The following is a 13,491-nucleotide window of genomic DNA, read 5'->3' on the forward strand; positions in this document are numbered from 1 at the left end:
CCCGGTACGGATCATTATCGCCCCATCTTGTCACGGCGGCAAGCCAGCATTTCGGCAAAACGACGCATATGTTGCTGGTTAGTGCCGCAGCAGCCCCCGCAGATTTTTAACGGGAAATCCCACAAAAGTGTCATCAGCCTGTCTGCCAGTTCTTCCGGCGGAGAGGAAATCAGATGCTCACACCCGTTCAGTTCTTCCGGACTAAGGTTGGCCGCATTGGCCTGGATACCTTGGAAGCGCTGACGCACCAGAGGAGTGTCATTCCGGGGATGGAGCAATGCCTGATGCAGGATATCGGGGTGTATACAGTTGGCCATATAACATAGAGGCCGGGTGGAAGTCTCCTTTTCGATAGCATCAATGGCGTCATGGATAAAGGTTCCGTCTATCAGGCGTCCGTCACGGCATACCATAAAACTGATAATATAAGGTAACCCGGTTGCCGCCATGGCATTCGCCATTCCGATGGCTTCTGTCAGCTGAGGCATGATGCCGGCAAACAGATAGTCTACTCCTGCCTCCGCCATCATGCGGACTGCCGGAAAATGAAATTCCATCGCTTCTTCAACGGACAGGCAATAACGTCCGTCGTACGCGTCGCCGCGGCATCCGGCTAACCCACCGATGTAAACCGGAATGGAAGTTCCGGTGCGGAACCTGGAAAGGAAAGATACGTTATCTGCCAATACATTCTTATGCCGGTAGTCCGATTCTGCGATTTGTTCCATATTGGCTCTGCGGGTAGGAGTCATCAGCATCAGCGGCAGGCGGAAGTCTGCGGCAATTTGCAGATACTGGCGATAGATTTCCGCCAGTATCTCACGGTAAGAGTCATTGTAAATCAGGGCGGCATGGACGATATGTTTGTCCAACGGGATCTGGAATTCGTGACGCAAACGTTCTACAATAGCGCCTTCGGTGAGAATGAAAGGAGAAGTCCGGAATGATTCTACAAAAGATAGCTGATCCATAAGAATGACTTTAGAAGTTTTACTTTACATCCGGAGACAAATATAGGATTAATCAGCTCATTCCGGTTATCTGTTCCTGCTGTGTTCACATCCTTTTGTAATCTTTCAGAAAAACAAGAGACTCGGCTTTATTTATAGTCCTTTATAAACCCTTCCATCAACCATTTGGCAAGTGCCTGCCGATTGGAAGGGATCACCAGACGACGCTGGTCGAGAGTATTCTGGATGTTACCCAGTTCAACGAATACAGAGGCGGGTGTGGTGTGTGCCAGAACATACAGGTTGCGTCCGCTTACGGTGCCCGAGAAGCCACGGTTGGGCTGGTGCTTGCCGTATTTGGATTCGAAAGTTGCTTTCATATTCCTGGCGAGACGTTTGCTTTCGGCCTTGCGGTTGGAGTGATAGAAAAAGACGTCGGTTTGGGTGCCTTTGCTGCGGCTGTCTACATGGATGAAGATGGCCCGGCAGTACTTGAATTTCTTGCGATCCTTCCGGTAGAGGGTGTTGATTTTATCGCAACGCTGCTGAAGGCGTTGTACCTGGTTCAGAGGGATGGGAGAGCCCATGCAGGTTTCCCGTTTGCTGTTGGACAGGTAGGCCTCGTCGCGGATACCGTCTTTGGCATCCTGAATGATGATGCGTACCTCGGCACCTTCCTGCATCAGGTTGCGTGCCAGGCGCAGGGCGATGTCATAGGCATATTCGTCTTCGTGAAGTTCGTGTTTACCAACACGGCCTATGGCACCGGGGTCGGGGCCGCCGTGTCCGCTGACCACATAGAAACAGGCACCGGCAAGGCGGTCGGAGGTTACCTTGACATTAGCCAGCCATTTCCCGAACAGCGGTTCGTTGACTTCCGTACGTTTGGACCGGTGTGCAGACCCCGTTTCGGATTCTTTCTCAGGGGTGGTGTCCGATGCCTTTTTGACGGGAGGAATCAGATAAGTGACACCCATCTTCAGAGTTCTGCTTTTGCCTAATCGGGTTTTGTTGAGTTCGATAAAGTCATCATAATATTTCTTTGGAGCACGGTTGTGGCGCAGGAGGAAGGAAGAGATTCCCTCACCGGATTTAGGAGTGGCTTTCTGCTGTGCCCATAAAGCAGGGGCAGTAAATAAGGAACAGAAGAACAGGAGAAGACAGAGTTTCCTTTTCATATTGCTACGTATAAAAGATGCAGGCTTGGCTGCTGTACCTAATTGTTTGACTTCTATGGTGAATTTTTGCTTTTTCGCCCGCAAAGATAGCCTTTTAAACCAATAATTTTCTCTACTTTTGCGTCGATATAACTTTTTTAAGGCAATATAATCGTAAACTCAATAACATTATGGCAAAACAATTCAAGCCCGAAACCCTGTGTGTACAAGCAGGATGGACTCCGAAAAAGGGCGAGCCGCGCGTGCTGCCCATCTATCAAAGTACTACTTTTAAATACGAAACCAGTGAGCAGATGGCCCGTCTGTTCGATCTTGAAGAGAGCGGTTACTTCTATACCCGCCTGCAAAATCCGACGAACGATGCCGTAGCTGCCAAGATTGCCGCCCTTGAAGGAGGTGTGGGAGCCATGCTGACTTCCAGCGGCCAGGCTGCCAATTTCTATGCCATATTCAATATCTGCCAGGCAGGCGATCACTTCGTCTGTTCGTCGGCCATCTATGGCGGAACGTTCAACCTCTTTGGGGTGACAATGAAAAAACTGGGCATCGACGTCACATTCGTTAGCCCCGATGCCGATGAAGAAGAGATTTCGGCTGCTTTCCGCCCGAACACGAAAGCGCTGTTTGGTGAGACAATCTCCAATCCGTCGCTCGAAGTGCTCGACATTGAGAAGTTTGCCCGCATTGCCCACAGCCACGGAGTGCCCCTGATCGTTGATAATACCTTCCCGACACCGATCAACTGCCGTCCGTTCGAATGGGGAGCGGATATCGTGGTGCACTCTACCACCAAGTATATGGACGGACACGCCACCAGCGTAGGCGGCTGTATCGTGGACAGCGGAAACTTTGATTGGGAAGCCCATGCCGATAAGTTCCCGGGACTTTGCACACCGGATGAATCGTATCACGGACTGACTTATACAAAGGCTTTCGGCAAGGGTGCCTACATGACTAAGGCAACTGCTCAACTGATGCGTGACCTGGGCAGTATCCAGAGTCCGCAGAATGCCTTCTTGCTGAATTTAGGTCTGGAGACATTGCACCTGCGTATGCCCCAGCACTGCGGCAATGCACAGAAGGTGGCCGAATACCTTGCACAGAACGATAAGGTGGCTTGGGTGAACTATTGCGGTCTTCCGGGTAATAAATACTACGAACTGGCGCAGAAGTACATGCCGAATGGTTCTTGCGGTGTAATCTCTTTCGGGTTGAAAGGCGGACGCGAGTTGTCCATCAAGTTCATGGACTCGTTGAAACTGGCCGCCATCGTCACCCACGTGGCCGATGCGCGTACCTGTGTGCTCCATCCCGCCAGCCATACGCACCGGCAGCTGACAGACGAGCAGTTGATCGAAGCCGGTGTCCGTCCGGACCTGATCCGTCTGTCCGTAGGAATCGAAAATGCGGATGACATTATAGCGGACATCGAACAGGCACTGAACGCATAACCCCTTTCCCTCGTCTTTTTTTACATCCTGTTTTATCCCTGTCCGATGAAGCAGGATGTTTTTGTTTCTTCTTCTCTTTCCTTTTCCTTTTTACTGCTTTCTCACTTTCTTTATCGGGTCTTTACAAACATTCTTATCTCGGGACAACGGTACTGAGATGAAAATGTTTGCAAAGGGAGTATAAAGAAAAGAGGGTTTACCACAAAATGGCACAGAGTAGCACAGAGTGGATGTCAAGTCGTTGGTTATCGGCTTGACTCCCTCTGTGTTACGCTGTGTTACTCTGTGGTGAGTTCCTCTTCTTAACTTCTCTCTCTTCCTCCCCCCAATGCCTGATACAAGGTGATGACCCCCTGGATTTCAGTAAACCGGTTGGCCACTTGCGAGAGTTGCGCATTGAGCAACGTCTGCTGTGCGGTGAGCACTTCCAGATAAGTCGTGTTGCCATGCTTCATCAGCAGTTGTGTGCTGCGGGCGGCGTTTTCGAGGGAAGCCACCTGCTTCTCGAAGTAGTTTGCCTTGTCCCGTGCCGTCTGATATTGCACCAGGGCATTGTTGACCTCGCTTCCGGCGTTGAGCAACGTCTGTTCGAAGCTGAGGCGTGCCTCCTCCTGTTGCGCTTTGGCTATGCGGAGCTGGGCGATGTTCGCTCCCCGGTTGAACAAAGGCTGCGTCAGCGAGGCCACGGCGGTGGCAAGGAACTTGCCCGGGTTGACGATCATCGCACCTGCCGAGTTTGTCCAGCCGGCGCTGCCGCTCAGCGTGATCGAGGGGTAGAAGGCGGAACGGGCGGCATTGGTAGTGTAGAATGCCTGTGCCAACGACTGTTCGGCACTGCGCACGTCGGGGCGGTTGGCAAGCATCTGCAAGGGCACGCCCACCGAAAGGTTCTCCGGCAGGCGCTGCTCGGCGAGGCGTCCGCGGGGAAGGGTGCGGGGGACGTCGGCAAGGAGGAGCGAAAGGGCGTTCTCCACCTGGTTGAGCTGTTCGCGCAGGTCGAGCAGGGTGGTACATATATTGTAGTATGTGGCCTCAGTCTGCGAGAGGGCGGCTTCGGTCACCATTCCGGCAGCTTTCATGGCGCGGGTGGTGGCGACGCTCTCTTTCCAGGCGGCTTCGGTGGCGGTGGAGATCTCGATCTGGGCGTCGAGCATCAGCAACGTATAGTAGTTGTTGGCGACGGCGGCAATCAGTTGCGTCTGTACCGCCTGTTCATAATCACGGCTCTGCGCCACGACAGCTTGTGCACGCCGCTTGGCGTTCGTCAGCCGGCCGAAGATGTCGATCTCCCAACTGGCGCTGACGGGCAGTGAGTAGGTTTGCGAGGCTTTCCCGCCGTCGAAGCTGCTGGCCGTTCCCTGCGGAGAGAGGGAGAAGGCGGGCAGATAGGAGAGTCGGGCGGAGAGCAAGGTGGCTTCGGCCTCTTTCACGCGGAGGTGGGCCGTACGCAGGTCGGTGTTGCGCACGAGGGCGGTGTCGATCAGCGTGCGGAGGCAAGGATCGGTGAAGACCTCCTGCCAGGGGAGGCTGCCGAGGTTGGAGGCGGAGTCGGAAGGATTCACGCCTTCTTGGCCGTAAAGGCCGTCGGGAACCTCGGTAGCGGATTTGTATTTGGAGTAAATGCCGCAACTGCTGAGTGCCAGCGTGGCGGCAAGGGATATGATTAACTTTTTCATGATTGCTTGTTTTATGGGAGCCTCCCTCCCCCGGGTTCCTCCGGTGGAAGAGGAGGGGAGGGGGCTGCTAATGATAAATAGGGTTGAACGGGGGAAGAACTCTTTTCACCACTCCATATCACAGAGTGATATGGAGTGGTACGGAGTCATACAGAGCGATACGAAGTAAAGTATCGCGGAGTAGTACAGAGTATCACCGGGTAGAGTATCACCGGGTGAATCTTGCTCTTTTGATCATTCATACCAATAACCTGTCTTCCTCTGTGTCACTCTGTGTTCCTCTGTGGTGAAAAGAACCCTTTATTCCTTCAAAGCCCCTCCTTTCGCTTCCTTCTTTTCCCGGTCGCTCACTGCGATCTCTTCCTCGATCTGCCAGTCGTGCGTCGGTTCGGCCTGTACCGGACGAATGCGTTCCTGCAACCACTGGAAAGCGATGAAGAGCGACGGCACGATGAACAGCAGTGCCAGCGTACCGATGACCATACCGCCCACGGCGCCCGTTCCCAACGAACGGTTACCGTTTGCCCCTACGCCACTCGCCACCATCAGCGGGAACAACCCGAAGATCATCGTCAGTGCCGTCATCAATATCGGGCGCAGACGGGCTTTTGCGGCGCTCAGCGCGGAGGCTATCAGCCCCATGCCCGCTTTGCGGCGTTCGGCGGCATACTCGGTGAGCAGGATGGCCGTCTTGGCCAGCAGACCGATCAGCATGATCAGTCCCGTTTGCAGGTAGATGTTGTTCTCCAGACCGAACAGGCGGGCGAAGAGGAACGAACCCATCAGTCCGCACGGCACGCTCAGGAGCACCGCGAAGGGGATCAGGAAGCTCTCGTAGAGCGCGCTCAGAATCAGGTAGATCATCAGGAAGCAGATGCCGAAGATGATCGCCGTCGTGCCGCTCTGCTCCGTCTCCTCACGGGTGATGCCTCCGTAGTCGTAGCCGTAGCCCTTGGGCAGGGCGGTGGAGGCTGTCTCCTGTACGGCACGGATGGCGTCACCCGTACTGTAACCGTCGGCCGGCATGGCGTTCACGGCGATGGAGTTGTACATGTTGAAGCGGCTCAGCGACTCGGCTCCGTAGGTGCGGGTCAGCGTCACGAACTGGCTCAGAGGCGCCATCTCGCCGTTCGACATCCGCACGAAGGTGTTGCCCAGCGAAGCTTCGTCGAGGCGGTATTGCGGGTCGGATTGGATCATCACCTTATATACTTTCGAGAAGCGGTTGAAGTTGGACACGTACTGCCCGCCGTAGTAGCCCGATAGGGTGCTCAACACCTGGTCGGGGGTGATGCCCGAGCGCTTGCATTTCGACGGATCTATCTCAACCAGCCATTGCGGGTAGCGGACGTCGAACGTGGAGTAGGCCATGGCGATCTCCGGACGCTGGTTCAGCGCGCCCAGATACTGCTGTGTGGTCTGGAAGAAGGTGTTCACGTCGCCTCCCGTCTTGTCCTGCATGTGCAGTTCGAGGGCGTTACCCATACCGTATCCGGGGATCATTCCCGGTGAGATGGCAAATACGGTGGCGTCCTTGATGTCGCCCGTCCATCCGTATACCTGGCCGATGACCGACTGCACGTTGTCTTCCTTTCCGGGGCGTTCGTCCCACGGTTTCAGTTTCAGGATCAACATACCGAACGAGCTTCCCTGGCCCGCCAGCAGTCCGTAGCCCGCCACTTTCTGCACGTGTTCCACTTGCGGAATCTGTTCCATGCGCTGCTCGATGCGCTTCATCACCTCGTCCGTCGTGCGCAGCGAACTCCCGGCGGCGGTGCTGACGTTGACAAACACCACGCCCTGGTCTTCGTCGGGCACGAGGCTGGTCTTCGTCGTATTCATCAGCACCACCAGCAGGGCGATACTTGCCACGAGGAGTCCGCCCGTCAGCCAACGGTGCTTGATGAAGAAGAGCACGATGCCCTTGTAACGGTCTATCACCACGTCGAACGCCGCGTTGAACGCTTTGCGGAAGCGGGCGGCGAAGTTCTGCTTCTGCGTGCCGTCCTCGTTGATGTACGGTTTCAGCAGCAGCGCGCAGAGGGCGGGGCTCAGTGTCAGGGCGTTCACGGCGGAGATGCCTACCGCTACGGCCATCGTCAGTCCGAACTGCGTGTAGAACGTCCCCGATGTGCCGGACATGAACGATACGGGGATGAACACCGCCATGAATACCAGCGACGAGGTGATGACGGCGTTCGAAATGCCTTTCATGGCGTCGATGCTCGCCATGTAGGACGATTTGTAGCCCACGTCGAACCGTGCCTGCACGGCCTCGACCACCACGATGGCGTCGTCCACCACCGTACCGATGACCAGTACCAGCGCGAACAGCGTGATCAGGTTGATACTGAATCCCGCCATCGCCATGAAGGCGAACGTACCGACGAGCGACACGATGATGCCCACCAGCGGGATCAGCGTCGAGCGGATGTCCTGCAAGAAGATGTATACGACGAGGATCACGAGCAGGATGGCTTCGAGCAGCGTCTTCACCACCTCGTGGATGGAGGCGTAGAGGAAGTCGTTGCTGGACATCAGTTGCGTCAGTTCCACTCCGCGGGGGAGGTCTTTGCGCGCCTCTTCAAGGAAGTCGTTGATGCGGTTGTTCACCTCCGTAGCGTTGGAGCCTGCAGTCTGGAAGAGCATGCACGAGATACCGTTGTGCCCGTCCGTCGTTCCGCTGTAGGCGTAGCTTTCCTGTCCTAATTCGATGGTGGCGATGTCCTTCAGTTTCAGCACCTGCCCGTCGTCGGTGGAGCGGATCACGATCTCGCCGAACTCCTCCGGGGTGATGCGGCGGCCTTTGTACTTCATGGTGTATTGGTACGTCTCGTCGGAGTTCTCGCCGAACGATCCGGTGGCAGACTCGATGTTCTGTTCCGCCAGCACCGCCGAAACGTCCGAGGGGATCAGGCGGTATTGCGCCATCACGTCCGGTTTCATCCAGATGCGCAGGCTGTAGTCGCCTCCCATGATCATCATGTCGCCCACGCCCGAGATGCGGAGAATCTCCGGCTTGAGGTTGATACTGATGTAGTTGGCCAGGAAAGCCTCGTCGTAAGAGTCGTCCGGGCTGTGGAGCGAGAACATTTGCAGGATACTCGTCTGCCGCTTCGAGGTGGTGACACCCACCTGGTTCACCTCCGAGGGGAGCTGTCCCGTGGCTTTGGAGACCCGGTTCTGCACGTTCACCGCCGCCATGTCCGGGTCGGTTCCCTGTTTAAAGTAGACAGTGATGGAGACCGTTCCGGCGTTGGTGGCGCTGGAGGTCATATACGTCATGTCCTCCACTCCGTTGATGGCCTCTTCGAGCGGGGCGATGACACTCTTTTGCAACGTCTCCGCGCTGGCTCCGAAGTAGCTGGTGGAGACCATGATGGTTGGCGGGGCGATATCCGGGTATTGTTCGACGGGCAACGTAAACAGCCCGATGATCCCGACCACGACGATGGTGATGGAGATAACGGCCGATAGGACGGGCCGTTCGATGAATGTTCGTAAGTTCATAATTATAGGGTTATATGTTTCCTTTGTGCCACTCTGTGGTGAGCCTTGTTCTTTGTTTTATTGCATACGATGAGCGTTCACTGTTCCTCGTTCACCGCTTTGATCTCCGTTCCTTCCCGGAGCAGTCCGACGCCTTCGGCCACGATCACGTCACCGGTCTGTAGCCCGCTCTCCACGATGTACTCCTGTCCGCCGTTGACGCGCGTCACCTGTACCGGAGCCGATTGCGCCTTGCCGTCCACTACCTTATATACAAATACCTTGTCCTGTACTTCGAATGTGGCCGCTTGCGGAATCACCAGCGCTCCCGTCTTCTCCGTCGGCACGATCACGTTTCCGGCGCCGCCGCTATGCAGCAGCCCTTCCCGGTTGGGAAACACCGCCCGCAGGCTCACCGTTCCCGTCGTGCGGTCTATCACCCCGCTGATCGTCTCGATCCGTCCCGCCTGCGGATAGTCCGAACGGTCGTTCAGTTGCAGGCCGATTTCCGGCATCTGTTTCAAGGCTTCCTCTTTCGATCCGTAACGGCGGATCAGTCCTAAGAGCTGGTTCTCCGTCATTGAGAAGTAGACGTACATGTCCGAGTTGTCCGAAACGGTAGTCAGCGGTTCCGGCAGGCTGGCGCTCACCAGTGCTCCCACCCGGTAGGGCAGCGTGCCCACTACTCCGTCCACCGGACTCTTCACCAGCGTATACGATAAGTTGTTGCGTGCGTTCACCTCCTGTGCCTTCATCTGCGCCAGTTGCGCCTGCGCTGCCAGGAGAGAGTTCTTTGCCGTGCTCAGGTCGAAGGCGGACACCACGTTCTGCCTGTACAATTCCTGCTTGCTGTCATACGTCAGTTGTGCTGTGGCCAGCGACGCCTTTGCCGCCTCCACGTTTGCCAGGGCAGTCTGCAAGGCAGCCTCGTAAGGCACTTGGTCGATGACGAACAGCGACTGTCCCCGTTTCACCCGTTCCCCCTCGCTGACACACACCTGCGTCAGCGTGCCGCCTACCTGCGGATAGATCTCGATGTCTTGTCGTCCGCGTATCGTTGCCGAATACGTACTCGATAGCGTCCGGTCGGCAGGCGCGAGGGTCATCACTTTGTATCCCGACTCCACGTTTGCCTGCGGTGCTTGCTTGCATCCCCCGACGGCCAGACAGCAGGCCAGTATCACGGCCTGTTTCACTTTACTTACCTTTTCAATCATAGTTCCTATTTAATTTTGTCGCGGCAAAGGTAGAGCGTTTTCCCCTTCGGCAGCTTTTCATACCCGCCCCACTATTGTTCATAATCGGAACAACTTTTCGCCTAATTCACTAAAAAGACCTACCTTTGCAGGCGAAATAAAGAACACGATATGGAAAAAAGTAATCCGCTCACTCTCACTCTCGACCAGCCCTTCGTGGCAGGAACCGACGACTTCGCCCCTTTCTACAACCGGTTGCACAAGCTCAACTGTGCCATCATTCTCTACTGCCGCAGCGGTCATGCCACGCTTGCCATCGACCTGAAGAAATACGAGATCACCCCCAATACCCAGGTTGTCCTCCTGCCCGGCTCCGTCATCACCCTTGAAGAGAAGAGCGAAGACCTGCAGATCTCCTTTTTCGCCTCCCACATCGAGATGTTCCGTGAAGCCTGCATCCGCTTCGAACCCTCCTTCTTCCGCTTCCTCAAGGAGAAGCCCTGCTATACGCTCCCTCCCGAATTTACCGCCCCCATCAATGGTCTTCTGCACGCCACCGGCGCCATCTTCGCCGACACCGACCACCGCTTCCGCAACCAGATAGCCCGCAACCACCTGCAAAGCTTCCTGCTCGATGTATACGACAAAGTGCACCGCCTTTTCACCCATAAAGAGATCGAAGGCGGCAACCGTCCGAACGAGCTTTTTCATAAGTTCGTCACCTTGGTGCACGAGCATTGTTGTTCGCAGCGCGACGTTGTGTTCTACGCTGACCGTCTCTGCATTTCTACCAAATACCTGACGAGCATCTGCCGCTCCCTTATGGGCGGCTCAGCCAAAAAAGTGATTGATGATTTCACGGCCTTGGAGATCAAAGTCCTCCTCCAGTCCACCGATCTCAGTATCCAGGAGATAGCCGACCGCCTGAGCTTCCCCGACCAATCTTATCTTGGCCGGTATTTCAAACGTCACGAAGGGGTTTCGCCGATGGAGTACAGGGCGAGGTTGGCGGGTATAAAATAGGAGTTCTCTGGGAAATGCGTAGTTGCGACATCCGTCCCGGTAATCTTGATAATCAGCAGATTGTATTTACCTATATTTTTCTTTCAATGTAAAACCGTTTACCCCGGCACGTAAAGCCATTTACCCCGGCACGTAAAACCGTTTACCCCGGCACGTAAAACCATTTACCCCGGCACGTAAAACCGGTTATCCCGGCACGTAAATGAAGTCGGCATTTAAGGTAACAGATGTCCCCCTGTAGGATGCGTATCCAAACGACGCATTCTCCGGATGGAACCGAAGTATCCGGCTCTTGTGTGTGATTGAATAAAAACAGGAAAGGCGGTTGCTTATGTATACCAGATCTCGTTATACACAGGCCTTGTCCGGCTTTCTGCCGGAGTCGCCTTCCATGCCTGTGAAGAGGTATCTCCACATCCTTTTTCAATTGGCGACTGTTCCAACAGAGTCGATTCCAGAACAACTTTTCTGCCCGGTGTGCTGTTGATAATGACTTCGGAATGACTGAAACTGAAATTCCGTGTAGTTTTCATTCCGGAGAATGCTTTCATTTCTTGTGACATAAGCGGTAGTTATTTATAGTATGGTAATGAATAACACCGGAGGTACGAAAGTGTTTGCTAAATGGCGTTGTTTTCTGTTAATTTAAAAGCAGGGATGCCGGTTTCGGATTAAATCTATAAGGAAAGCATGACGTAGTCCGGTTTGTATTACCTTTGCCGGTGAACTAAAGAAATCAGGCTATGTCTGTATTGTCAGAACCTTTGGGCATATCCGATGCCGCCTTGCAGCAATATGCCGGCCAACTCCGGAAAGAGGGACATACGTTTGAGACTTATCAATAATATCCGTGCCTGAATGGACGGACGGCAGAAGAATAGGATGCTGTGAAGGGATAATTGAAAAAAATACCCCTGTCCCTGTCACATAATTAAAAAGAAAGATGTAATTTTGCATGCCAAAAAACAACTTATCTTATGGCAGTTTACGTAGAAGAAGTATCAAGAACTTTCGGTGAATATTTACTTATTCCCGGTCTTACCACCAAACAGTGTGTACCTTCCAATGTATCTTTACGCACCCCGCTGGTGAAACATGCGGCAGGCACACAAGCAGCAATCGAATTGAACATTCCTTTCGTTTCGGCAATCATGCAGTCGGTTTCCGGTCCCGAACTGGCTATCGAGCTGGCACGCAACGGAGGACTCTCGTTTATCTTCGGCTCGCAACCCATCGCCAGTCAGGCGGAAATGGTGCGGAAAGTGAAGAAATTTAAAGCCGGTTTCGTGACCAGTGACTCGAACCTGACACCGGAACATACGTTGGATGATGTACTTCGCCTGCTTCGTCAGACCGGACACTCTACCATCGGAATCACGGATGACGGCACACCGAACGGACATCTTCTGGGATTGGTAACCAGCCGCGACTATCGCCTTTCCAGAGATCCGCTGGACAAAAAGATCAAAGACTTCATGACCCCTTTCGACAAGCTGATTGTAGGCGAAGTGGGACTGACACTGAGCGAAGCGAACCAGATTATCTGGGACCACAAACTCAACACTCTTCCCATCATCGACAAGGACGGCCGTCTGGCTTATTTCGTTTTCCGCAAAGATTACGACAGCCACAAGGAAAACCCTAACGAGGTGTCAAGCCCCGATAAGAAATTGCTGGTGGGTGCCGGTATCAATACCCGTGACTATCAGGAACGTGTACCTGCTCTGGTAGAAGCAGGAGTGGATGTGCTTTGCATCGATTCTTCGGACGGCTATTCGGAATGGCAATATGAGACTCTGCAATGGATCAAGCAGCAGTATGGGGATAAAGTACTGGTAGGTGCCGGTAACGTGGTAGATAAAGAAGGCTTCCTCTATCTGGCGGAAGCCGGTGCGGACTTCGTGAAAGTGGGCATTGGCGGTGGATCTATCTGCATCACCCGTGAACAGAAAGGTATCGGACGCGGACAGGCGACTGCCTTGCAGGACGTGGCTCGTGCCCGTGACGAATATCAGGCACGCACAGGCATCTATGTGCCTATTTGCAGCGACGGCGGACTGGTGCACGACTATCATATGGTGCTTGCCCTTGCCATGGGGGCCGATTTCCTGATGATGGGCCGTTACTTTGCCCGTTTCGACGAATCGCCTACAAAGAAGCTCTGCATCAAGAACAATTATGTGAAAGAGTACTGGGGAGAAGGTTCGAACCGTGCCCAGAACTGGCAGCGCTATGATATGGGCGGAACGGAATCTTTGAAGTTCGAAGAGGGAGTCGATAGTTACGTGCCTTATGCCGGTAAGATGAAAGATAATCTGGCTGCCACACTGAGCAAGATCAAAGCTACGATGTGCAGTTGCGGTGCCGTTACCATTCCCGATTTGCAGCAAAACGCCAAGATTACATTGGTTTCGTCTACCAGTATCGTAGAAGGCGGGGCACACGACGTGATTCTGAAGGAAAAAGGATAATAAACTTTTCATTATCCGCACACAGGCCATCCAATAAGTGCGAATAATATAGGACAG

General features: G+C 54.1%; 9 protein-coding genes. 3 read left to right on the plus strand and 6 right to left on the minus strand.

All coding sequences use genetic code 11. The features are described from left to right. Window positions 1-14: 14 nt before the first annotated feature. Window positions 15-971, minus strand: coding sequence for a homocysteine S-methyltransferase family protein (locus ISX59_RS13515; RefSeq protein WP_032539507.1), 957 nt, complete (start codon window positions 969-971; stop codon window positions 15-17). Between the two features lie 128 nt (window positions 972-1,099). Then, complete coding sequence (locus ISX59_RS13520) at window positions 1,100-2,128, minus strand: N-acetylmuramoyl-L-alanine amidase (protein ID WP_032537684.1); 1,029 nt, start codon at window positions 2,126-2,128, stop codon at window positions 1,100-1,102. Window positions 2,129-2,298: 170 nt separating this feature from the next. Here ISX59_RS13520 and ISX59_RS13525 point away from each other — a divergent pair, with 170 nt between their 5' ends. Next, entirely contained in the window at window positions 2,299-3,579 is a 1,281-nt protein-coding gene (locus ISX59_RS13525) for an O-acetylhomoserine aminocarboxypropyltransferase/cysteine synthase family protein (RefSeq protein ID WP_005782776.1), read from the plus strand. Between the two features lie 302 nt (window positions 3,580-3,881). Here ISX59_RS13525 and ISX59_RS13530 read toward each other — a convergent pair whose 3' ends face one another. The 3 genes from ISX59_RS13530 to ISX59_RS13540 all read right to left on the minus strand — a co-directional run bounded on the left by ISX59_RS13530 (window position 3,882) and on the right by ISX59_RS13540 (window position 9,961). After that, a complete protein-coding gene (locus ISX59_RS13530) occupies window positions 3,882-5,255 on the minus strand; it encodes a TolC family protein (protein WP_032539506.1) in 1,374 nt (457 codons plus the stop codon). A gap of 300 nt (window positions 5,256-5,555) precedes the next feature. Continuing rightward, complete coding sequence (locus ISX59_RS13535; protein ID WP_220575981.1) at window positions 5,556-8,765, minus strand: efflux RND transporter permease subunit; 3,210 nt, start codon at window positions 8,763-8,765, stop codon at window positions 5,556-5,558. Between the two features lie 77 nt (window positions 8,766-8,842). Next, a complete protein-coding gene (locus ISX59_RS13540) occupies window positions 8,843-9,961 on the minus strand; it encodes an efflux RND transporter periplasmic adaptor subunit (protein WP_220575982.1) in 1,119 nt (372 codons plus the stop codon). Window positions 9,962-10,111: 150 nt separating this feature from the next. On the opposite strand from ISX59_RS13540, the gene ISX59_RS13545 reads away from it, so the two are divergent. Continuing rightward, window positions 10,112-10,963, plus strand: coding sequence for a helix-turn-helix domain-containing protein (locus ISX59_RS13545; protein WP_005782765.1), 852 nt, complete (start codon window positions 10,112-10,114; stop codon window positions 10,961-10,963). Between the two features lie 329 nt (window positions 10,964-11,292). Here ISX59_RS13545 and ISX59_RS13550 read toward each other — a convergent pair whose 3' ends face one another. Beyond that, window positions 11,293-11,526, minus strand: coding sequence for a hypothetical protein (locus ISX59_RS13550; RefSeq protein WP_022011580.1), 234 nt, complete (start codon window positions 11,524-11,526; stop codon window positions 11,293-11,295). 414 nt (window positions 11,527-11,940) lie between these two features. On the opposite strand from ISX59_RS13550, the gene ISX59_RS13555 reads away from it, so the two are divergent. Continuing rightward, window positions 11,941-13,434 (plus strand): IMP dehydrogenase, encoded by a 1,494-nt coding sequence (locus ISX59_RS13555; RefSeq protein WP_022011579.1) that lies wholly within the window; start codon window positions 11,941-11,943, stop codon window positions 13,432-13,434. The last annotated feature ends 57 nt before the right edge of the window (window positions 13,435-13,491 follow it).

Origin of the sequence: Bacteroides sp. FSHCM14E1 (genome assembly GCF_019633785.1) — a bacterium.
Taxonomy (GTDB): Bacteria; Bacteroidota; Bacteroidia; order Bacteroidales; family Bacteroidaceae; genus Bacteroides; species Bacteroides hominis.

What these genes read in the sequence shown, in the direction of transcription:
- ISX59_RS13515 (WP_032539507.1), bottom strand. Translation starts at nt 971, where the DNA reads ATGGATCAGCTATCTTTTGTAGAATCATTCCGGACTTCTCCTTTCATT.
- ISX59_RS13520 (WP_032537684.1), bottom strand. Translation starts at nt 2,128, where the DNA reads ATGAAAAGGAAACTCTGTCTTCTCCTGTTCTTCTGTTCCTTATTTACT.
- ISX59_RS13525 (WP_005782776.1), top strand. Translation starts at nt 2,299, where the DNA reads ATGGCAAAACAATTCAAGCCCGAAACCCTGTGTGTACAAGCAGGATGG.
- ISX59_RS13530 (WP_032539506.1), bottom strand. Translation starts at nt 5,255, where the DNA reads ATGAAAAAGTTAATCATATCCCTTGCCGCCACGCTGGCACTCAGCAGT.
- ISX59_RS13535 (WP_220575981.1), bottom strand. Translation starts at nt 8,765, where the DNA reads ATGAACTTACGAACATTCATCGAACGGCCCGTCCTATCGGCCGTTATC.
- ISX59_RS13540 (WP_220575982.1), bottom strand. Translation starts at nt 9,961, where the DNA reads ATGATTGAAAAGGTAAGTAAAGTGAAACAGGCCGTGATACTGGCCTGC.
- ISX59_RS13545 (WP_005782765.1), top strand. Translation starts at nt 10,112, where the DNA reads ATGGAAAAAAGTAATCCGCTCACTCTCACTCTCGACCAGCCCTTCGTG.
- ISX59_RS13550 (WP_022011580.1), bottom strand. Translation starts at nt 11,526, where the DNA reads ATGTCACAAGAAATGAAAGCATTCTCCGGAATGAAAACTACACGGAAT.
- ISX59_RS13555 (WP_022011579.1), top strand. Translation starts at nt 11,941, where the DNA reads ATGGCAGTTTACGTAGAAGAAGTATCAAGAACTTTCGGTGAATATTTA.